Source organism: Candidatus Bathyarchaeia archaeon (genome assembly GCA_038883335.1).
Classification (GTDB): Archaea; Thermoproteota; Bathyarchaeia; order Hecatellales; family Hecatellaceae; genus JAVZMI01.
Genome location: JAVZMI010000005.1, coordinates 43,600 through 64,259, shown reverse-complemented (window position 1 = coordinate 64,259; position 20,660 = coordinate 43,600). Strand labels below are relative to the sequence as shown.

Annotated in this window: 21 protein-coding genes; 9 read left to right on the top strand and 12 right to left on the bottom strand. The window is 48.4% G+C overall.

Annotated features, from left to right (window positions below; translation table 11 throughout):
• Nucleotides 1-15: 15 nt before the first annotated feature.
• Entirely contained in the window at nt 16-1,302 is a 1,287-nt protein-coding gene (locus QXJ75_03765; GenBank protein MEM3737188.1) for a hypothetical protein, read from the top strand.
• Here QXJ75_03765 and QXJ75_03760 read toward each other — a convergent pair.
• On the bottom strand, nt 1,261-2,685 hold the full coding sequence (locus tag QXJ75_03760) for a V4R domain-containing protein (protein ID MEM3737187.1): 1,425 nt from the start codon (nt 2,683-2,685) through the stop codon (nt 1,261-1,263). The genes QXJ75_03765 and QXJ75_03760 overlap by 42 nt on opposite strands.
• Before the next feature lie 40 nt (nt 2,686-2,725).
• On the opposite strand from QXJ75_03760, the gene QXJ75_03755 reads away from it, so the two are divergent.
• Nucleotides 2,726-3,394: an HAD family phosphatase gene (locus tag QXJ75_03755; GenBank protein ID MEM3737186.1), complete on the top strand. Its 669-nt coding sequence runs from the start codon at nt 2,726-2,728 to the stop codon at nt 3,392-3,394.
• 41 nt (nt 3,395-3,435) lie between these two features.
• On the opposite strand, the gene QXJ75_03750 is transcribed toward QXJ75_03755, so the two are convergent.
• From QXJ75_03750 to QXJ75_03740, 3 genes are all read right to left on the bottom strand, one after another.
• Nucleotides 3,436-4,419 (bottom strand): hypothetical protein, encoded by a 984-nt coding sequence (locus tag QXJ75_03750; GenBank protein ID MEM3737185.1) that lies wholly within the window; start codon nt 4,417-4,419, stop codon nt 3,436-3,438.
• Entirely contained in the window at nt 4,413-4,889 is a 477-nt protein-coding gene (locus QXJ75_03745) for a hypothetical protein (protein ID MEM3737184.1), read from the bottom strand. Before QXJ75_03745 ends, QXJ75_03750 begins: the two co-directional genes overlap by 7 nt.
• A gap of 319 nt (nt 4,890-5,208) precedes the next feature.
• Entirely contained in the window at nt 5,209-6,450 is a 1,242-nt protein-coding gene (locus QXJ75_03740; GenBank protein ID MEM3737183.1) for an OFA family MFS transporter, read from the bottom strand.
• A 157-nt stretch (nt 6,451-6,607) separates the two neighbouring features.
• Here QXJ75_03740 and QXJ75_03735 point away from each other — a divergent pair, with 157 nt between their 5' ends.
• Nucleotides 6,608-6,826 carry a hypothetical protein gene (locus QXJ75_03735; GenBank protein MEM3737182.1) on the top strand — a complete coding sequence of 73 codons (219 nt, stop codon included), beginning with the start codon at nt 6,608-6,610 and terminating at the stop codon, nt 6,824-6,826.
• A gap of 377 nt (nt 6,827-7,203) precedes the next feature.
• Here QXJ75_03735 and QXJ75_03730 read toward each other — a convergent pair whose 3' ends face one another.
• From QXJ75_03730 to QXJ75_03710, 5 genes are read right to left on the bottom strand one after another with little or no spacing between them, the layout of a single operon-like run.
• Nucleotides 7,204-7,476 carry a hypothetical protein gene (locus tag QXJ75_03730; GenBank protein ID MEM3737181.1) on the bottom strand — a complete coding sequence of 91 codons (273 nt, stop codon included), beginning with the start codon at nt 7,474-7,476 and terminating at the stop codon, nt 7,204-7,206.
• A gap of 28 nt (nt 7,477-7,504) precedes the next feature.
• Nucleotides 7,505-7,762 (bottom strand): hypothetical protein, encoded by a 258-nt coding sequence (locus tag QXJ75_03725; protein ID MEM3737180.1) that lies wholly within the window; start codon nt 7,760-7,762, stop codon nt 7,505-7,507.
• 30 nt (nt 7,763-7,792) lie between these two features.
• Complete coding sequence (locus QXJ75_03720) at nt 7,793-8,851, bottom strand: carbamate kinase (protein ID MEM3737179.1); 1,059 nt, start codon at nt 8,849-8,851, stop codon at nt 7,793-7,795.
• Between the two features lie 23 nt (nt 8,852-8,874).
• On the bottom strand, nt 8,875-9,096 hold the full coding sequence (locus QXJ75_03715; GenBank protein ID MEM3737178.1) for a hypothetical protein: 222 nt from the start codon (nt 9,094-9,096) through the stop codon (nt 8,875-8,877).
• Between the two features lie 3 nt (nt 9,097-9,099).
• A complete protein-coding gene (locus QXJ75_03710; protein MEM3737177.1) occupies nt 9,100-10,785 on the bottom strand; it encodes a hypothetical protein in 1,686 nt (561 codons plus the stop codon).
• Between the two features lie 144 nt (nt 10,786-10,929).
• Between QXJ75_03710 and QXJ75_03705 the strand changes: the two genes are divergently transcribed.
• Together QXJ75_03705 and QXJ75_03700 are read left to right on the top strand one after the other, a co-directional pair.
• Entirely contained in the window at nt 10,930-11,979 is a 1,050-nt protein-coding gene (locus QXJ75_03705) for a nitrilase-related carbon-nitrogen hydrolase (protein MEM3737176.1), read from the top strand.
• A 57-nt stretch (nt 11,980-12,036) separates the two neighbouring features.
• Nucleotides 12,037-12,480 carry a CBS domain-containing protein gene (locus tag QXJ75_03700; GenBank protein ID MEM3737175.1) on the top strand — a complete coding sequence of 148 codons (444 nt, stop codon included), beginning with the start codon at nt 12,037-12,039 and terminating at the stop codon, nt 12,478-12,480.
• Between the two features lie 59 nt (nt 12,481-12,539).
• Here the strand turns inward: QXJ75_03700 and QXJ75_03695 are convergent, their stop codons facing one another.
• Complete coding sequence (locus QXJ75_03695) at nt 12,540-13,883, bottom strand: helix-turn-helix domain-containing protein (GenBank protein ID MEM3737174.1); 1,344 nt, start codon at nt 13,881-13,883, stop codon at nt 12,540-12,542.
• Nucleotides 13,884-14,248: 365 nt separating this feature from the next.
• On the opposite strand from QXJ75_03695, the gene ala reads away from it, so the two are divergent.
• Nucleotides 14,249-15,247 carry an alanine dehydrogenase gene (gene ala, locus QXJ75_03690; protein MEM3737173.1) on the top strand — a complete coding sequence of 333 codons (999 nt, stop codon included), beginning with the start codon at nt 14,249-14,251 and terminating at the stop codon, nt 15,245-15,247.
• Here ala and QXJ75_03685 read toward each other — a convergent pair.
• Entirely contained in the window at nt 15,237-16,658 is a 1,422-nt protein-coding gene (locus tag QXJ75_03685) for an aspartate aminotransferase family protein (GenBank protein ID MEM3737172.1), read from the bottom strand. The genes ala and QXJ75_03685 overlap by 11 nt on opposite strands.
• 122 nt (nt 16,659-16,780) lie before the next feature.
• Between QXJ75_03685 and QXJ75_03680 the strand changes: the two genes are divergently transcribed.
• From QXJ75_03680 to QXJ75_03670, 3 genes are read left to right on the top strand one after another with little or no spacing between them, the layout of a single operon-like run.
• On the top strand, nt 16,781-17,500 hold the full coding sequence (locus QXJ75_03680) for a class I SAM-dependent methyltransferase (protein ID MEM3737171.1): 720 nt from the start codon (nt 16,781-16,783) through the stop codon (nt 17,498-17,500).
• 8 nt (nt 17,501-17,508) lie between these two features.
• On the top strand, nt 17,509-18,351 hold the full coding sequence (locus tag QXJ75_03675) for a translation initiation factor IF-2 subunit alpha (protein ID MEM3737170.1): 843 nt from the start codon (nt 17,509-17,511) through the stop codon (nt 18,349-18,351).
• 44 nt (nt 18,352-18,395) lie between these two features.
• Complete coding sequence (locus QXJ75_03670) at nt 18,396-18,608, top strand: RNA-protein complex protein Nop10 (GenBank protein ID MEM3737169.1); 213 nt, start codon at nt 18,396-18,398, stop codon at nt 18,606-18,608.
• A gap of 9 nt (nt 18,609-18,617) precedes the next feature.
• Here QXJ75_03670 and QXJ75_03665 read toward each other — a convergent pair whose 3' ends face one another.
• A complete protein-coding gene (locus tag QXJ75_03665; protein MEM3737168.1) occupies nt 18,618-20,648 on the bottom strand; it encodes an STT3 domain-containing protein in 2,031 nt (676 codons plus the stop codon).
• Nucleotides 20,649-20,660 lie beyond the last annotated feature (12 nt).

Genomic DNA, 20,660 nt, shown 5'->3' with positions numbered 1-20,660 from the left:
GGTGTAAGATTTCTGATGCCTAGCATGTGGAAGAACATGTTCTCATCAGCGCTGTGGACGGCTGTGACGGTTTACGCTTGCAGATTCCCATCCCTAAATTTTAGGCGTGTAATGAATGCCATTGATAGGGTCATTAAGGGTTTCGAGACAAAATTAGAGGAGACAAAGAGGCATCCCTATATTAGCGCCGACACTTTGAATTCGATGAGAATCTTCAAAGTTAAATACTACACTTACGCGGCTTTTCTAGCTGCGCTAAGCTCTTACCCGATACTTGGCAGCGTAGCCACCGAGGAGCATATCTATGCCTCCATTTTCGCAAAGACCGCCATGGTTGCGAGCATAAAGCTCTTAGACAACATAAATGACAGCTTTCAAAGTTTCAATGAAGCAGTGGAGTCGCAGGTGAGATATCAGAGAGCCCTCGCTACTGGCATACTTCCCTCCGAGGCAGAAGAAGATCTTGGATGGGTAAGTAGAGCTGAGAACACGGCACATCTTATTGCCTCATGGGCTCATGGGCTAATCGCCTCTGCGTGTTCCAAATCTAAAATGTTTAATCTTTTCTTAGATGACCTCTACGAGTATATTGATGGTCAGATAGCTTCGTTCTGCCAGAGGAGAGACAGGTATTCGGTTGACACTATGAGCTTAAATGACTTCCTGCATAAGGTCTCATCCAAATGTTTTGGGAAGATATGGGTCGATATAGACTTCTGTTTCCTAGAAAAATCTGTCGAAGAGTTGGATGCAAACGAAGAAGAAGCCGCCTTGCTTGTCAATCGGAGCCTAGATTTGATCTTTAAATCTCTACTCTTCTATGATGATGTTACCGACTTCGATGAGGACGTTAAGAACCATATAATTAACTCGACGATGATACTTGGCATTGACTTAGGAAAAATTTCAGCCGAAGAGCTTTTCGGAGATAAAGATGTTCTACACACAAAGCTGGAGAGTAAGGGCGTCTTTAACGACGCCTTCGCCCTGGGAAACATCCTCTACCTGAAAGGAGTGGAGTGCCTAGTCGAAGCCAAGAAATACACACGGCTTATGGATATAGACGCCCTTATCTTTTGTGCAAGAGTCCTTAGACTATTCCTGCTGAGGAAGACATTTCTGAATGGAAATGGTCTGGATCTTAGAATGATAATCAGATCCTTGGAGCCGCTTGCTAAACTGAAAGCGTCAATCCCTGAGTATTTGAAGGCTTACGAGCTGGCTGAAGAGTTGGGGGCTAAGGCTAGAGGGATCAAGGCTTTAAAGCAGGCGGACAATAAACGAGCACTCCTGGTCTCCTAAAGCTTTACATTTAACCTCTTCACACTCAACCCTCTCTTTGAAAGCTTGAGAGAGAGCCCCAGCTAGAGTGCCAGATATTATATAACAAACAGGCTTCTCGGTGGCAGAGGCCCCTTCGCAGGCAAAACAATCCTTAACCTTTACCTCATACACTCCTTCACGTTGCTTCTCAACTTTGCAGCCTAGACCGAAACCCATCCATAGAGTTAACGAAGCGATTTTAGGGAGGTAGCCTATGTCGAATTTAGCCCTAGGATCTTCCCCGACTGCTCTTACGCGTTCAGCCGCAGTTATCCTACCAGCAATCTCATGAAAGAACTTTTCGGCAGCAACGAGACAGTCAACAGGCTCCTTAATATCTGGCAGGTAGGTTTGAAGTATAGCCTCTATAGTTTTTCTTGAACCTAGCAAAGACTCTAAGGGGACTTTGCGTGGGTGTTTGCCCAGAAACTTGGTTGCAAGCCAGTTAGGTAGAGCTAGAGCTGCTCGTGAGCCAAAACCTAAATTTTTTATAGGTTTATTTCTCGATTTTTTCAATTCTTCCGTCTCAATGAACCCGTTAACCGACCACTCAGCTATTTTATCTATAATCTCCTCAAATTTATCTGGGAATATCACCTCTATATCGTTTAGAGTCATATTTGAGAGTTGGGTTAGAAGTAGACAGTCTTGTGGGGGCATTTTGCCGAGCCCAGTTTTGCTGACGATGATACGTAGGTGGTCTTTGTGCTCCTTGAGGTAAGTTCGCCTCCATTCAAGTTTCTCCTCCTTTGTTGCCGTAAGCCTATCGGTAAACTCGTCGTGGAGTTTAATTAACAACCTACCATCCCGGAAAATGTAGGGAAACTCTACCCCGTGATACTTTACGTCGCATACTCTCAAGACTGAGAATTTACGAATGTAATTATCACCTACCTTAGATACAGTCAAGTTGATGAAGCCAGAGAGTAGAGCCTGAAGCATCCTCTCGAAGGTGTGGTAGGTATTGCGTGGAAGGGTGAAGAACTCTAAGAAAGGTTTCCCGTGAGATGCTGTCACCCAGTGCTCTATCATCTTTAGAACTGGGGCTTCGCCTTCTTTGACGAGGAGTTGCGGCAGGTAATGATGTATAATTACCCCTCGCCCTAGCTTCTCTCTAAGCTGATTTATGAAGATTGATAGATCATTTAGGGTTTTGGCCTCTAACCTAACCTGCTTAAAACTGGCTGGGACATCATAGTATGCTATTACCACCACCGGCTCAGTTTGGGCCAGATTTGAGAGTATTGAATTTAAAAACAGGATTGAGTCGAAATGTCCTTCATCTAAAACTAGGACGAATGAGCCCTCAGGGAGGTTTGCAATCGAGTCAAAGATCTCATGTCCAGTTTTGATTTTTCGCAATTCACTTATTTAATAAGTTCGTGTATACTTAAGAATTGCCATGAAGAAGTATAAGGTGGTAGCCTTCGACGTTGACGGTACCTTAATTAAGGAGACATGCTGGGAAATCATCCATCGACATTTCAAGATCCCATGGGAGGATACGCAAAGGAACATTGAGGAGTACTGCGATGGCAAAATTAACTTCCCACAGTTGATGAGGAGAGAGATAGAGCTGTGGAAGATACGTGGAGAACTACCATGCATTGGCGAAGTTCAGAGAGCACTTCAATACTATACCCTTATAAGAAACGCTAAAGAAGCCGTGAATAAGCTTAAGAAGGAAGGTTACACTGTCATCCTTGTCACCTACGGTTTGGATATTCTTGCCGAAAAGATTGCAAAGGAGATCGGCGCTGATCGAGTGTTTGCTAACAGTTTAAAACTCGACGGCGAAGGACGGTTAACTGGGGATCAGGTAACCCGTGTTGCCTTAGGTAGAAAGAGTGAGATACTGAGTGAGATCTCGAGAGAGATGGACGTCCCTCTCTCCCAGTTTGTCGTTGTTGGAGACAGTAAATATGACCTTGACATGTTCAAAATTGCTGGGCTTAGGATTGCTTTAAACCCTAAAGACGAGGAGATCAGGAAGGCTGCGGATATAGTTGTGGAGACCGAAGACCTTAACGACTTACTTTCAACTCTAACAGTTCACATAAGCAGAGGTTAAGCTCCAGGCCACCACCTAAAAATTGAGACCACACAAAAAGGTTACCCAGTGACTTCCAAGGCATCCATCAAGATTGCTCCAGACCAGAATTCACCATCCATGCTTCCCACTAATCCGGCCGAGCCTGTGAAGACCAGTGTCTTACCAGCCTCCACATTCCAAGAGTCTATGTGGAAGTATAGGTACTGGGTGGCGCCAGGTTCTATCGTTAAGCTGCCAGGCCACCCTTTGGCTGCGGGGTCTATAAGATGCCCACCTATGTAGAAAACTTTTTCGTTTGCGGTTGCGTCACTTATCTGTGAGAGTAAGACAGAATCTGTGCTTAACACCAGAGGCGAAGTCCCCAGATTGCCGAAAACGGCGCGTATGTATAAATTACCCGACTTTACATCTCCAGTCGAAACATAAGGTGGCCTCCAATCGTAGGATCCTTCGCGTTTCACTTTCATCGAATGGTGAGAGTAAACGACCTGAGACTGTTGGACATATACTAACGCAGTTGTTAAGGGCATTGGGTAGATTGTTGTAAAGACACGCCCCCGCTCCGTTACCAACCTAAATTCATAACTGTGCGTGTCGTCTAGCTGGATTGGAGAGTAGATTTGGATCTCATGCGCAAACTTAGCTGACTCTATGTAGCCATCTTCAAACCCGTAGGTGGAACTCGGAGACTTCGCGTCAAAGATCACCAATGTCGACTGATTCTTGTCATGCACATAGATTCTGACTATTTCGACGTCTAACGGACAGTTATTGTTAACGATTATTTTGAACAGGTAAGAATCTGCCCCACCTATACGTTTAACGCCCGGATACTGGAAGTCTAGATCTTCACTAAGCCTCTCTTGGTCGGATGCATTGACCTCCGCCAATACTCTCTGGTAACTGTCATATTGGGACATTTGCCAGAGAAAAAAGTTCATCCCGACTATCAGTATCATTATGAAAAAGATCGAGCCTGCAATTGTGCCTAAACCTCGCCTGCACTGGAGGGGTTTAAGCATCAACGCCTCAATTTTTAACATGCTTGCCAGTAGCCTCCGATGGAGGACCCGCGATCAGATGTGACATCAATCCGTTCGACAGCCCACTTCGAAATTTCTTCCGTCAACGCTATCTCTAATTCTTTCACCTGCCCTGAGTCCAATGTTAAGGGGAGCTGGGGGGCGATGCTTATTTCCAACCCATTAATGGATACGTCTGTGACGGTTATCTGAACTCCACCTATGTTTCGTATGTAAAGTTTCACCTCTTCATAGAATGCGTCGGCGTCGGTGTCCATGAACCATACCTTCTCGATGATGAAGCGCTCTCTCGCCGCATCGCTTCGGTTTGAGATAAGATCAGCCGCCATATTCTGATATGCTCCATAACTTGTCACAACCCAGGTATAGAGGCTCGAACCTACAGAGACAATAATAGCCATCGCTAGGAGGTTTGCGACGATGGTGGATACAGCTCTGTTATCCATGTCGGATAACCTTGCTAGCCGCAACTGCGACTTAACTACTAGGCAGTATACCTTAATCTTCAGGCCATTCGTTCGATTAAAACACCTCGTAACTTGGCTGTCATTGTGACGGTAACATTTGACTTATATAAAGTGAAGCAAGTAGTTGAAGGTTCCAACTGTCAAGGCTTCGGAAAATTTTTACCTTAATGGAAACCATTTAGGCAGCAGGGTCTTAATGGCGATTCTTAAAAAAATAGGTCTCTATCCGATCACCAGACCCAACAGTCTTGCCGCCACTTTGTAGTAACAGCACACTTCGATCTTGAAACAATAACATGGCCTTTGGTTTGATGGATGAGACCTACGCTTTTTTCGCCGGCGGTTTCATAAGGGCGAGAGCGATTAGGATTCCGACCGCGGCTAGGCCAGCTACTGGGAAGAATACGGCCACATAGCTTCCCAGCATGTCGCGCAGACTTCCAGCCAACAGGTTCCCTATTATTGCACCCATGCCGTAGGCTGTAAAGACCACCCCATAGTTTGACCCATAGTACTTAAGGCCGTAGAATGTTGCGGTAGCAGTTGGAGCTATCGCTAGCCAGCCTCCGAGACAGAACCAGAGGCATATGAATGCGCCTACGTATAGGAACACCTGGCCTGAGTCTGAGAATAGACCAAGAGAAGTCGCTGCGCCGGCGATTATTGCAAAGTTTAGAACCGCAGCGTTGCGTGGGGTGATTTTGTCAGTCAGGCTTCCGAAAATAGGCCTTCCTATACCGTTGAAAACGGCGAATGTCCCTGTTAAAGTTGCGGCTGTAGCTGCTGGTAGGGCGAAGATTTCCTGCCCGACTGGGCTGCTGATTCCTATCGCCATCAAACCTGCTAGGGTACCTATTGTGTAACATGCCCACAGTCCGACGAAGCTCTTCGAGTGTATCATCTCTTTCAGCGCAATGTCTGGAGCTTGAGCTTTGACTTCAGGAGCCCAACCTGTCGGTTTCCAGTTTGCTGGTGGGAATTTTAATGGCAGGCTGAGTATTACGAGCGCGACAAGGAATACTGCGCCCAAATAGGCGAGAGTTTGGAGTGGCCCGTAGAGTGAGATCAGCATGTTGGCTAGGGGTGCTGTAACTAGCGGCGAGATTCCAAAGCCTAGGACTGTACTTCCCACGGCTAGCCCTTTCTTGTCTGGGAACCATCTTCCAGATACGCCTATAGGGCAACCGTATGCAAGACCGACCCCTGCCCCGCCTATTACCCCGTATGTGATCGATAACAGTGCCATGTTTGTGGATCGACTTCCAAGCAGCCAACCGATCCCAACCATTACTCCGCCGAGCATCGCAACCTTCTTGGGTCCATACTTGTCCATCCACTTTCCAGAGAACGGCATCATGAAACCGAAGAGTGCCAGGAAGAGGATGAACGGTAGGAGGCTTTCTGTAGCGCTGGCTGCGAAGAGGCTTTCAAGGGGTTTCCTGAAGACGCTCCAAGCATAGATTGTACCCATGCATATGTTTATGAGTAGGCCTAGGATGACGAAGATCCATCTTCCTTTCTCGGCTCCCATCCCGAAGAGTTTTAGCTTTTGCGTGGCTTCCATAATTGGACAACCCGTTCGTTTTAGAGTTTGAAAGCAAAGTGCGCTTTTGCGTATTATATAAGGTTTACTTACAGGGGGCTGCTTGGTGTTGTTTATTTTGAGTTCTGGAAAAGGCTTATAAGTATGAAGGCTGCCAAAAATATTTAAGGTGTGAACTATGGGCTGGACTGGACACATTACAACAATCCTTTGCATACTCTTCACGGTCGTACCAGGGATGATAGACCCTGCATGGATGCCTGTGGCTAATCTGTTAATGTACCCTGTCTGGATGGTATACCCACTAGTGGACTCGGACTATCAGGCGGAACGTGTAAGTCTCTTCAAGCAGATGGCGAAGTACGAGGAATACATGAAGATGGCGGAAAAGGCTTAACCTGTATCACCCACCTTCCTCTACGAAGGGTGTAACCTCCTGGGCACGATCTCTCCGCCCATTTATCTTTATTTCACTATTTTTAGGATCTTCGTTCTTAAAATTCCATGACTTCTGTGAACTATCAATACCCTTTAACTTCGCCCATATGGCTTGCCATTTAGTGTGGAACTGTTTACCTTCAAGCTTCTTAGTGTAGCCTATGAAATATTAGTTTTTAAGAGGCATGGAACGGCAGAGTTAGTACAGCGAGCCTAAAAATTTTAACCCCAAACCACACACAAAACTAGAGTGGAATAATTATCTAGAGAGTTTGTTGAAGCATAAAAAAGAGGTGTAATAGGGGGATTTGCCTATCGGCGTTCGCATGTCCGGGTCTATGCGGGGGGTGGGACGTTGGCAGCATATCCTGGGAAGCCGGGCATCCACGGGATCCAGCCCAACCACATGAGGTTGTCGAGCTGGTAGTAGAGATAAATTATAGCGAAGATTATGTTGACGACGGAAACTATAACCTTCGTCCGTGTCTTCATCGGCTGGGCTCCTGTTTCGGTCGCTTTGCCTCTTCCGATCTCGCCACCCTTCTTGAGACGTTCCATGTATTCTGCTCTTCTTTTAGCCGCTTCCTCTTCACTACCCATATTTCTCACCTCACATGTGCTTGCGTTTAAGCCTCTTTTATGCTGGGTATATGCCTGGTGGCGGTGGGATGTATACGTAGGTGTCCCAGTATAGCTTCGTTAGGTAGTCGGCGGTGAATACTGTATCTTCCCATGCTGGGGACTTGAAGGGGTAGTAGTATGGGAGACCTGCGATCTGTGGCAGCGCCATAGATGCATAGATCGCTGAGAAGATTAGCAAGAAGAGGAACATCACTATTGTGATGATCTTGTCCTCCTTTCTCATCTTCTTCCAGCCATATTTCTCGTAGCCCATTTTCCTCACTCCACATAGAGAGGGGGAGGTCTATTTGTAGACCTCCGTTCCTTTCACACCTGCTATGACTTCTTTGGCTTGTTCTAGGTGGCCGATTCTAGCCTTTAAGCCGCCCCACTCCAGGAACCGTATACACGCCTTTACCTTAGTATACATGCTGCCTTGTAAGAAGTGCCCCTCTGCCAGCCACTTCTTTGCTTCGTCTATGTCCATGTGGTCGATTGGCTTCTCGTTCGGTTTACCGAAGTTAAGTCTAGCCCTATCGATATCTGTTAAGATGTAGAACTCATTGGCACCAATAGCTTCACCCATACGTTCACCGGCTAGGTCCTTGTCGATGACCGCGAAGACGCCTTTCAGTTTGCCTTTGTCCATCACAACCGGGATGCCTCCTCCGCCTGAACCGATTATGAGGTAGCCTATGTCCAACATGCCTTTGAGAGCTGCGCCTTCGACGTTCTTTATTGGGTCTGGAGATGGAACTACTCGCCTGAACCGCCGCTCAACCGATTCAGGTTTAACCTGTTTAATTACGAAGCCCATCATCTTCTTTTCCAAGTATTCTTTGCCTGGTGGCGGGTTAAGGACATAGCCTTTGGTCTTTACGAGATCCTCAGCTTCTCCCTTTGTGAAGAAGTTGCCTACGGGTTTGGTAGGGTCTAGGAAGTCTGGGTCGTTGATGTCAACCAAGACTTGGTTGACTACTCCGAAGACCAAGCCTTTCTCGCCCATCTCCCTCCTCCAGTCTCCTGGGGGGAGGTCGAGCATCGTGTTCTGTATTGCCTGTTGGAGTGTGTAGCCGATCTGCCCCTGCGTCATGGCACCAACCACATCAAAGTCTTGTGCAGGTACAAGCTTTGTGGCTTCCTCCTGCTGAATCAGCAGGTTCCCTGCCTGTGGCCCGTTTCCATGGGTCATAGCGACCCTGTCATCTTCGCCTTCTAAGGTTCCCATCAGGTCTACTATGGCTCGGGCAGTTATGTAGGCATTCTTGAACTGTTCCTGGGTTGTTCCAGCCTCATGTGCCTGTTTCAATGCGTTGCCACCTAGAGCTATCAAGATTCTTCTAGCCATATCTTTCACCTCCATTTTTTGAAGTTTTAAACCTCCATTTACCCCTTAGCCTTCCTTTCTGCCTCGGCCTTCCTCCTACGCTCCTCAATTTCCATAATCCTCTTTTTGCTCTCCCGCAGTTTCTCGGGCAGGTGTTTTATGTCGCCTAGACAGTATAGCCATGTGTAGAAGGCTGCTGCACTGCCCCAGACGAGTGTCGCACCGTAGAGGATTGTCCATGTCCATAGGTTGTAGTTTATGATTCCGAACTCCTGAACCATCCTTTACACCTCCTCGTGTATGTAGACGTCTATTGTGGCCATCTTTGTGAAGTCGAAATTCTCAGGCTTTATAGCGCTCCAGCCGACGCAGATGAAGCATGAGACAGCTGTGACTATGATGTTCGCCCAGACGACCGGCCAGTCTAGGCTCCAGTCGCACGCTACCCAGTAGGCGATTCCGAGAGCAGCACCTATCACTGTCCCCCAGAAGCACCCATCCCTGTTGGCATCCTTCCAGAATGCAGCGCAACATAGTGGTATGACGGCTGAGGAGAAGAATATGCCCATCGCTTGATACATGCCGGCAAAGGTGAAGCCTAACCAACGCCACATGACGACGATGAAGAAACTTATGGCCAAAGATACGCCCACCATAAGTCTAGTAAGGACCAGCAACTCCCTAGCGGATGCTTTAGGTCTTATATAGTAGCGGTATAGGTCGTTCACGAAGTTCGTGACAGTAGACATAGTTTCATGGGCGCCAGTGCTGACGGTCGCAGCTCCAACCGCGACGAAGAAAGCAATCAACCCTACATAGCCCAGCACCGTGAAGGCGGTCAGCGGAGCTACAGCCTCCGCCTCCTGGAAGTATATGTAAGCATTTTCAGCCCCTCCAAACGGAACACCATGTTGGCCTCCCTGATACGTCTCACCTAATGTAACACCTAAAGCTAGCCCTACTACGCCTCTTGAAGTAGCCATCGAGAGCGGGATTGGAGCCCAACAGAGCGCTGAGGCTATGTAAGAGGTCCAAACGGTTCTCGGTTTATCTGCGGCGATGGCTATCGACCAATAGGTGGAGTTGTTGAGGACAGCCCCCAAGTTGCCTACGGAGTTGACGATCAGGAAGCCTATACCTGCAGCGTTCAGGTAGTTGATGCAGTCCCATTGGTTCGTCCTATAGAACTCATTGGAGTAGGGACCCCACGGCTCTATGATCGGATGTGTAGTGTAATGGTGAACGAGCCCCTCCCAAATCTTGAGCGGCCCAAGTAACACCATTGAACCCCAGATGCATATGCCAAGACATACGTAGATGGTTAAGCCCATAGCCATATCCGCGAATATGGCGGCCCAGGCTCCAGCGACCAGTATGTAAGCGGCGAATGAGATGCACATGCAGAGGGCACATAACTCGAAGGGTAGACCAGTATATGTCATATACATAATGGATCCGCCGGAGACGATCATTATCGTAACCCACTGGCAGACGATCATCGCGATGATCGCTTGGCAGACGTGGTTCTTCCTGTCCAGTCTGAATAGGATAAATTCAGGGTACGTGTGGATCAAAGGCATCTTGACCTTCAAGGTCTGCCCCAGATAAGCGAATATAGGCAGAGGCAACGTCGCACCCAGCGAGTACCACCATGGACCAGAAGGCCCATATGTGTAACCAGTCCAGCTGCTCATCATGAGTGTAGCCGCCCAGACCCACGTTGCAACGATTGCGGCGTTACTCATCCCGTGACCGACATCTCTCCCCCCAGAGAACATCTCTTCAGCTGTTCTCCCCTTGAAGCGCCCCATGAACCACACCAGCACAGTGAAAACCCCAGACAGCCCGAAGATCAGTATAGGACCGAAGTATGAAGGCAGTGGTCTCTTCACTGCTAACTCGGCGGGAAATATTTGTGCAAACGGCCAAGGAGCGGAGATACTTTCGGCAGCTGCAATTACTTCCGACATATTTGGTTCCTCCAGTTTCTGCGTATGGTTAATCGCGGATTGTCCCTTTAAAGCCATGTATGTCAGCTAATTTACGTACACAATCTTTTATGCGATAACGGCTCAAGTTATAGATCGAAAAAACCTATAGGAGTGAAAGCAAAGATGCCTTTGATAGAAAGATATGTAGCAGTCGGCTGCCAAAACAGACAACTAAAAGAGCTCGCCACAACGCTCTCCAAGGACGTAATATACAAGAACATAGACCAGATGGAAGACTTCGTCAACATGGGCTGGGAACAGTTCAGCTACAGCTTCCCAGTGAAACTGTTCTGCTTCCCAGAATACCAGATATCTGGCTACGTCGCAAGAAGCATCAGAGAGGCTAGACAGGTTGCTGAGCGGGTTCCAGGCCCCATCACCGACCGTGTCGGAGAGATAGCCAAGAAGTACCGCATCTACGCGTGCTTCGGATCCATGTCTGAGGACCACCCCAAGTTCCCCAAGACAATCTTCGACGCCGCACCACTCTTCGGCCCAGACGGCAAAATATTAATGGTATATCGTAAAACCAACCCATGGCTCCCAGACGAATTCTGGCCGAGCCCACATGACTTCATAAATGCTGGTTGGGAGGAGCCGTTCTTCCCAGTAGCCAAGACTGAGATTGGGAACATAGGTATCTTCATCTGCAACGACGGCACGCAGCCAGAGCCTGCCAGGCAACTTGCGTTCAACGGAGCTGAGATCCTGCTGCACCCATTCCTCCTGATGGACCCCTATGTGACCCCACCACAAGACTACATAGCCCTTGAAACGAGATCATCCAGCTGGTTCAACATGGCGTACGGCATGGGCATTAACGGTGGCTGGGAACCATTCCACGCTCCACCCTACCCGATGCAAGGGGCTAGCTGCATCACTGACTATGAGGGACGCATCCTATCTGCCTGCCCCAATGCTGCATGTGAGGCCTACTGTTTCACCCACTTCGACATACCTGCTGTGAGAGCCTACAGGCGAACCATGATGTGCCACAACGGTCTGGCCAACTTCAGGAAGGAGCTATACAACTACCACACTAGAGCCATAACCTTCCCACCCAACGTTGGAATCAAGGACGACATAGACTGGGACTGGAAGAAGAACCGCGAGTACGTTAGGAAGCACTTCGACAGATTCTGGGAGGACTACTACAAGGACGCAGTCAAGTAGCTCTTTACCTTTTATTTTTTTTATCTCTCTAACTTTTCAAGAGAAGGTGTAATCTCGTTGCCCATAACAACAAAAGTAAAAGATGCTATGAGAGTGAAAGTGGTTACTATCAGCCCCCAAAACACCGTGAAAGAAGCAATTAAATTAATGACTGATAACGCCATCGGATCAGTTGTCGTAGTTGAAGCTGGCGAGATTGCTGGAATCCTCACAGAGAGAGATTGTATCAGGAAATGTCTAGCCGCAGGAAAAGAACTGACCACGAAGATTGGTGACGTGATGTCAAAACCAGTAGTCACAGTCAACCAAGATGCAAGTTTAAGTGAAGCTGTTGAATTGATGCGTAGGAAAATGATACGGAGACTACCAGTAGTCGACAAGGCTAACAAACTGGTAGGCATACTAACAAGCGATGACGTGTTAAGAGCAATACCCACCCCCGCCGCTAAACTAACCCAAATCTTCGGCTTTAACCCGTTTTTGTACCGGCCGAAAGAATAGAGACACCCTCAAAAGGTGGCTAATGAACAAGGCCACCTAACCATTCCTTTTTATTAACTTTAAGGCCTGTAGACTTTTAAAGAGGCAAGAGAGACAGACTTACTCTTTGAGATGACACTGCCGGAAGGAAGCACCGCCATTTCATCGAAGGGTGTTGAACTATCCCACACATACTCGAAGAAGAGGCGGAATGAAGATGCAACAGCAGGGGAGCGAATCCATGTTGCCAAGCATGCCCCCGCCTCGTTATAGCCTGTAAGATCTTGGATGAGAACCTCATTCTGGTCTACGATGCTAAGCATAGCCGCACAAGCAAAGTCGGTTATCCGCACCTCAACATATTTTGCGAGGTCTAGTAGACCATCGGAAACCGGCCCGCTTAAGTGCGCCAAGGCCCGAACGTGAACTTTCTCGTTCACCGATTTATTTTTCATTATCTCCTGGCACTCCTTTATCTGATGCGGCAAAGCTGTTTCACTTAGGCCCATTAGATCTATCTCCTCCTTGGCTGAGTAGTACATACGGATTGCGTAGGGTTTAATGCACTCGTAATTAAGGCATGAAAAAATTTCACCATGCTCGCAGCTCTTCTTTAACTCGAGTAAATATTGCCTCGCGCCGAGGCTCATATGCCACCATTCGCCGAATAGAGCTCTCATCGCACTCCTAAATCCAGCTGAGTCTAACCAGAGTGCAGTATCTTTAGATGGCGCATCCGGGTTATTTTTCAAAACCATCAAGACATGCTTGTCGACTATGAAAAAGTCTGAGCAGAGAGTGGACGCATGGCGGATCTCACAGACCCTCAACAGTTTCTTTACTAGAGACGTTTCAGATCGCTGCAGATCATTCAACAATCTAACCTTGACCCCATTACTCCGCGCACTTCTGAACACGCTGTCCAAATCATACTTAACAATAATCGAGAGGGGTTGGCTCAAGGCTATCAGGATTTCTTCTTCAGCTACGCTACATAGGTCCCTGACTTTACCATAGATTACATCCCTACCCTGAACTAGCTGGAAAAATTCAACATCCGTAGGTTTCTTGACGGGAAGAAAATCCAAGTTGGCGAGAATTTTAGCTTTATTAGCTTCTTTCTCCTTTAATTTCTGGGTAAACTCAGCAAGATGCGCTGTTATCACGTTCGCCACAGGTAGGGCGCTATATCTAAAAGGTTTCTCGAGTGTCCTTTGAACTACCGCTCTCTTCTGCAGCTCATTAAGAATTTCATAGACGGCAGTTCTCTGCATCCCCAAGGTTTCAGCAAGTTCAGAAGCCTTGCAACCATTTTTTGCAAGAAGATTAAGGTAGACAACTGCCTCCTTGTAGGTGAAACCGTAAACTTCCAGTTGTTTCGCAAGCTCGTTAATCCTATCTTTCAGCGTAAATCCAACTTCCATCTGGAACCCCCAACCCAAACCAGAGAGTTACGGGCGTACGCCTAACCGGAAAACCTTACTCAGCCATAAAGTAACTTCTTAGAGGCGGATTTAAAAGTTGCCCTAATAGTTACCCCCGCATAACCCTGCATCTTAAGTAACCGGAAGCTTTCCCGATCAGCCGTCTGCATTGGGGCTTTAATGAATTTGCCAAGCTCATAGTAGGCTTTGGAGGTTAAGGGCAGACGATATGGTTAACGTTGTAAAGGGCGAGGTAAGGGACTACTGCCGAGATACGCGTGAACAGCGTCTTAACGTTGAGAGCATATAGGAACTTTTAAAATAGGTTGATCAAAATTTATTCTTCACTAGGTGGGTAAGGGAAGCTGGCTAAACGCATACTTCTTCTTTCTGAAAGCGAGGTAAAACAGGCACTGGAGATAGAGGACTTCCTCGAGACGGCGGAGTTAGCCTTCAAAGAGAAAGCTTTGGGGAAGACACAGATGCCACCGAAGAGCTACCTCTTCTTCGAGAGGTATGGCGGCGACCTTAGAACCATGCCCTCCTATATCGAGAGCCTTAACATTTCAGGTGTGAAAGTGGTCAATGCCCACCCGGACAACCCAAAAAAGTATGGGCTACCCTCAATCATCGCCACGATGATCCTGGCGGATCCCCAGACTGGAAGCCCTCTAGCGATAATGGGTTGTACATGGATAACCGCTATGAGAACTGGCGCTGCCGGAGCCATCGCCACGAAACATTTGGGGCGACCCAACTCCCGTGTTTTGGCTTTAGTCGGTGCTGGAGTTCAAGCCTCGGCACAGCTTAAATGTATAAGTGCGGTACTGCCACATCTGGAAGAGGTAAGAGTAACGGATCTAAGTGATGAGGCTCTCAGAAGGTTCATTGAGGTAAATCGCCGCCAGTTTAAATTTAGGTTCACCCCCTGTGAAGATGTAAAAAGATGCGTCGAGGGAGCCGATGTGGTCTCCACTCAGACGCCAAGCAGGGCTCCCATTGTGGAGAGCAGTTGGATCAGCCCTGGAACTCATATAAATGCTATAGGGGCTGATGCCCCGGGCAAGCAGGAGCTTGATCCCCTACTTCTGAAGCGGGCAAGGATATTTGTGGATGATGTGGAGCAGGCGATTCACAGTGGAGAGATGAATGTTCCCTTTCGCCAAGGGTTTATTACGAAGGATGATATTCGCGGGGAGCTGGGGGAAGTTCTTACAGGCGCAAAGATTGGAAGGACCTCCGACGACGAGATTACAATCTTCGACTCTACGGGGCTCTCCTTACAGGATGTCTCGGCTGCTGAAAGGGCTTACAGGAAGGCTAGAGCCGCAAAGCTTGGGAGATGGGTCACTCTCAACGATTGAGGGGGCACATTTTATCTACAGCCGCCAGCGCATAGTCTAGAGCCGCCAGACCTTTGTCCACCTCCTCCTCATTTAAGGTCAGCGGCGGCGTTATGCGGAGTGTGTTTGGTGTGAACCCTCCTATAAGGCAACCTTTTTCTAAGCACTTGGATGCGATTATGCTCACAGGGTAGTTTGAGGTGTCGCCTGTATAGAGCGCCCCCCTATCTTCCTCTATAAATGGTTTCTTGGTATCTCGGTCTTTAACTATCTCAACCGTCCAGAACATCCCCACACCTGCCACATGGCCAACGCACCTATGCCTATCTTGAAGACTTCTCAAGCCTTCCCCGAGATATTCGCCGATCTTGGCGGCGTGGTCAACTACACCATCCTCCAGCATGGCCTCTATATTAGCCGCCACAACGGCCATCACGATGGGGTGAGCCCCATATGTGGATACATGCCACCAGCGATAGTCCTCGAAGAATTTGGCGATCTCTTTGCTTACAACTACGCCGGCGGCTGGCAGCTGGGCGCTTGTCAACCCTTTACCTAGGATCATTATATCAGGTTTCACTTCTGGCAGATAGTGCTGGTATGCGAACCATTTGCCAGTCCTCCCAAAGCCACATACCACCTCGTCATCTATCCAGAGTAAGCCTAAATTGTGAGTTAATCTTCTCATCTGAGGAGTATACTCCGGAGGTGGGACAACCGCCCCCACACCCATCACCACCTCTGTGATAACTCCAGCGACAGTCTCGGCGCCAACAGCTTCGATGAGATGTTCTGTAAAAGTGACACAGCCCAGCTTACCACTCACCTTACAGTCAGGATAGTCCCTACCTAGAGGGCACCTGTAACAGTAAGGTGGTGGAGCGACAAAGTAACCTCCTGTGTGGTTAGCTGGGATGTCCTTTATATAGCCTTTTCTGGAGGATAGCAGCCCGCGGATACCCCGAATCATTGTGCAGGATCTCGCGGCTTCAGTCCACCCGTGATACGCCCAAAGCCTTGTGAATATGTTGGGGCGGTTCATGAATAGCTTAGCCAACATTAGACCCATCTCCACAGCCTCGCTCCCCGTGCTTACAAACCGCAACTTACCCGCCCAGCCATCACTTCCCAAGATGTTCTCCATCAGAAGGCAGGTAGCTTTGATCCTCTCCTCGGTGGGGTACTTCTCCCAGACATATCCAAATTTGTTGAGACTCTCCCTTATGGCCGCCTGGATCTTTTGGTGGCGGTTTCCGAGGTTTACACACATCAACTGAGCGGTTAAGTCTAGTAGCCTATTCCCCTTATCGTCAACTATATAGGCTCCATCGGTCTCGGTTATCAGCGTAGGAGCATACTCTTCTGCGGCATAGTAGTTAAACAAGTAATACCGCTTATCCAGCTCTAACAATCTGTCCCAGCATTGCCCCATCTCGCGAACACCATGGTAGCCTGTGGCACCTGCGAATACGGTTGTAGTTAATTAATAATATACTAATATACCTCTACTGTCTACACAAAAAAAACTTTACATGAAGACCTGAGTGGGCTAACGTGCGCCTGAAGACAGGTAAACTTGAGTATTGGAGGAACCTCAAAGCAGCCCTCGAGGAAGTCGTACCTTTCTATGAGCGGGTAAACACTGCCATATCATTCGGTGGAGCCTGGAGGTGGAGGGTTATAGGACTTCAAATCCTTCCCATTCGCGGTGGGGTAATACTCGACGCAGGGATAGGCCCAGGTAACATGGCTTGTGCCGCTGCCAAGATACTTAGGCCTAGAATTATCATAGGGTTGGACCCATCAATAAAGATGCTAAAGGAAGCGAAGGAAGCTAGTTGGCGATGTGGAGAGGTTGACTTTCACCTTGTCCAAGGCATCTTTGAAGCCTTACCGTTTAGGGCGGGGGTTTTCGATGTGGCGCTCTGCGGTTTTGCGCTTAGAGATGCGATAGACCTAGAAAGTTCACTTGCAGAACTAAGTAGGTCCCTCTCAACGCGGGGGAGACTTCTAATCATTGAGATTGGGAAGCCTGACAATCCGCTTGCCAGGGGAGTCTATAGGGTTTATTGGAGGTTTATCGCCACTTTAGTAGCTAGGATAGCCGCAAGGTGGACTGCTAGAGGTAATCCATGGAGGTGGTTGGCAGTTACCTATGACAACCTACCACAAAATAGGCTTTTGGAGTTAATGATATCACGTAGCTTGAAGGTGGATAGGAAGTGTTCAAACTTCGGCTTCGTCAACCTTGTCATAGCGGAAAAGACCGAATAGGCTTATAAATCTCTGACGTCTTTAGCCTCTATCTTTATGGGGGATCAGTTCTGAGCGACACCACTACTCAGAGGGTAACCCCGGAGGTGGGGGAGATAGTTATCGCAACGGTAGTGAAGGTAACTGACTATGGAGCCTATGCTGCACTAGACGAATACGATGGAATGGAAGGCTTCATTCACATCTCAGAGGTCGCTTCGACATGGGTCAGGAACATAAGGAATTTCGTCAGAGAAAACCAGAAGGTAGTTCTGAAAGTACTCAGGGTTGACCCTGTAAAACACCACGTAGACCTCTCTCTCCGAAGAGTCAGCGGAACGGAGCGGAAGAGCAAGCTTGTAGAATGGAAGAGGAGGAGAAAGGCCGCGGCTATTCTAAAGAGCGCCGCGGAGGAGCTCAAGATTGAGGCAGAAACGTTTGTACGCGATGTCATGGCCAAGTTAGAGGACAAATATGGGGACGCATACGAGGGGCTTGAGGATCTGGCTGAAAGAGGAGAGGAGGCGGCAAACCGCCTCAAGTTACCTCAAAACTGGGCTACGGCAGTTTTGGAGACAGTGAAGCAGAAGGTAAGGATCCCCACCGTGACTATCAAAGGAAGCCTAGAGTTGACATGCCCGAAGCCTGACGGCGTAGGGATAATTAAGAAGATCCTAATGGAGTGTAAGAGTGCTAAGAGGCATAGGAAGGCGAGAGTTAACATCTATACTGTCGGAGCTCCGAGGTATGCGGTAGAGGTTACAGCGAAGGATTACAAAGACGCTGAGAAGGTAATGGCTGAGATTTCAGAATACGCAGTACGAGAGATTGAGAAGAGCGGGGGGGATGGGTATTTTAAGAGAGAGAGCTGAGTTCTACTATTATACCACCCTCACCGAAGGATAGGTCGGCTGGTTTGAGTCCGTGGATCATGAGAAGATGCAAGAAGTGTGGGGAGTACACTCTCAAAGTTGATCGGTGCCCCAGATGTGGAGGGGAAGTTAGCATACCTCATCCAGCTAAGTTCTCAATTGATGATAGATACGCAAGGTATAGGAGGGCGCTGAGGAGTGAAACTCTCAGCCACTCGACTTCTCATAACTCAGAGAAGAGTGAGACTACTGGATGAAGCCTATGATCATTGTAACCATTTTAGTATAATTACTTGCGTTGTAACCTTGTTGGTTCCTAAGAAGTTGTGAGAAGAGGATACGAATACCACCTCAGAGTCAAGCCCGTCCCACGGCTCTCCTATGGCGTAGAGGATAGCCTTGCCCAGCAACGTATTACTGTCCGGGTAACCATCCTGGTTACTGTCCGCATTCTCGATGCTGATCTCTGGGTAGTACTGCTGAGCTATCTGGGCTATGTAATACCACTTCCCTTCATCCCCCCACAACCAAGGCGCATGGCCACCTCCCTGTTGGGGAACTGTAGTCACAAAAATGACGATATATCTGGCGTTGAAATACTGTTTAGCTAGTTGGAAAGCTCTGGTCTCGTTCGAGAGGAGAATTTGCCCGATGCTGGCTATCTGAGTAGTGTTCAATGTGGCGTTATCGGCTATGCTCTTATGGTCTCCCTCTATAGCTATCCAGTAGCCATAGTCCCACCATGAGAGAACTGGTTCATCTGGAGGGATATTATCTCGCATCCACGCTAGAGCTTCAAGCCAATCGCCACGATACTCCCGGAGCGGTGTACCTGCGGCGGCTATCGTAACGGGCGCGTATGCCCCTTCCACGGAAGAGAAAAATGTCGGAGTCATTAGGAGAGCTAGAATCAGTATAGTAGCGAGCGAGAGGTAAGGTGACACTCGAGGCGTCCGCTTACCTTTATCGGCGCTCTTAGATGATTTGATGCCCACAGCTAAAGGGCGTGTTATGGAGACTAAGGCGTAGGCGCCGAGAAGCGTAATAAAGGGCGCCATGATCAGGGTCAGCCTTACGAAGGAAGACGCGAAATAGACCGAGAGCACCCCCGCCACCACGAGGTAGATGTCCCTCCTCCACCTCCTCTTTAAAGCCAGATAGAAGCCGAGTGGGGCTAGGATGAGGACGTTCCCAAATTGGCTGTAGAAAGTAGCCCAGGTGCTCATCTTATGCTCTGCAACAGACTCCACAATTGGCCCGGCCAGCTGCTCCCTCTGACTCGGGTCGATAACAGTCATTATTTTAGCTGTAAGTGGGGTAACAAATCCGAGCTGGTATAAGATAACAGCGCTCATTGCCGCAACAGTTAAAATACTTGTTACTAGAGCCAGCTTGGTCCTTGGGCTCTTTATATGCCTAAGGAGTTCAGCCACTAGAAGAATTATGAATCCACCTATTACCGGCAGAATTCCGAATGCTGTCAGTATCCCAAAGCCAGGCCTGGGGAAGGGGAGGGTGAAGACTATACCGATGCACATGGTTAGGCTGTAAACTAAGAGAACTCGTGGGGAGTAACGCCCTACCACAACCAACGCCACTATGAATAGGGGGATTAGTGCAAGAATAAACCAGAATGCCCCCCACGATATATTAAGATAGGCTACACTAAGGCCTGCAAGTGCGGCGTAAATTAGACAACTCTTAACAGACCGCTTAGCGTCGACGGACCTCAGGAATAGGAAGGATGCCAGAATTATAGCGAAGACACCTACAGTCTCATGCTTGAGGAAACCAAGAGTCGTCCGGCCGATGTATGCTTCGTTGAGAGCTAGGAATAACGCCGCAAGGATTCCTGTCTCCTTGCCGCCTAGATCTTTACCTAAGAAATATAACACCAGACAGGTGGCGGCAGCCATAAATGGAGGCAGATATAAAGCTACATCTAAGAGCTCAGTCTGGGCTCCTAGACTCTTAAGGATGAGGTAAAAGAAGACCACCGTATAAGGTAGCCCTAGCGGGGTAGTACCAGCCACATCACGCCCCCAAGGAAACCACGTCATATCGTCCACCCACCCAAAAACCGAGAATAAACCATTCTCCACAATGTATTCGGCAACGTAGAAGTGCCAGAAGGAGTCAAACTCTGATAGATATGCCCCCCACCTTAAGGGGAGAATCCGTACCCCTAAGGCGATGAAGACGACAGCCGCAAGACAAATGGCTATGATAAGACCCCTGTAAGGAAAGGCCAGCATCTTCGCGGCATGCTTGTTGACTGCCTCAGCCCCACTCCCCAAACCCAATTTTAA

Excerpts from the sequence above, each read along its gene's own strand:
- QXJ75_03765 (MEM3737188.1), top strand. The coding sequence starts at position 16 with ATGCCTAGCATGTGGAAGAACATGTTCTCATCAGCGCTGTGGACGGCT.
- QXJ75_03755 (MEM3737186.1), top strand. The coding sequence starts at position 2,726 with ATGAAGAAGTATAAGGTGGTAGCCTTCGACGTTGACGGTACCTTAATT.
- QXJ75_03750 (MEM3737185.1), bottom strand. The coding sequence starts at position 4,419 with ATGTTAAAAATTGAGGCGTTGATGCTTAAACCCCTCCAGTGCAGGCGA.
- QXJ75_03740 (MEM3737183.1), bottom strand. The coding sequence starts at position 6,450 with ATGGAAGCCACGCAAAAGCTAAAACTCTTCGGGATGGGAGCCGAGAAA.
- QXJ75_03735 (MEM3737182.1), top strand. The coding sequence starts at position 6,608 with ATGGGCTGGACTGGACACATTACAACAATCCTTTGCATACTCTTCACG.
- QXJ75_03725 (MEM3737180.1), bottom strand. The coding sequence starts at position 7,762 with ATGGGCTACGAGAAATATGGCTGGAAGAAGATGAGAAAGGAGGACAAG.
- QXJ75_03720 (MEM3737179.1), bottom strand. The coding sequence starts at position 8,851 with ATGGAGGTGAAAGATATGGCTAGAAGAATCTTGATAGCTCTAGGTGGC.
- QXJ75_03715 (MEM3737178.1), bottom strand. The coding sequence starts at position 9,096 with ATGGTTCAGGAGTTCGGAATCATAAACTACAACCTATGGACATGGACA.
- QXJ75_03710 (MEM3737177.1), bottom strand. The coding sequence starts at position 10,785 with ATGTCGGAAGTAATTGCAGCTGCCGAAAGTATCTCCGCTCCTTGGCCG.
- QXJ75_03705 (MEM3737176.1), top strand. The coding sequence starts at position 10,930 with ATGCCTTTGATAGAAAGATATGTAGCAGTCGGCTGCCAAAACAGACAA.
- QXJ75_03695 (MEM3737174.1), bottom strand. The coding sequence starts at position 13,883 with ATGGAAGTTGGATTTACGCTGAAAGATAGGATTAACGAGCTTGCGAAA.
- QXJ75_03685 (MEM3737172.1), bottom strand. The coding sequence starts at position 16,658 with ATGGGGCAATGCTGGGACAGATTGTTAGAGCTGGATAAGCGGTATTAC.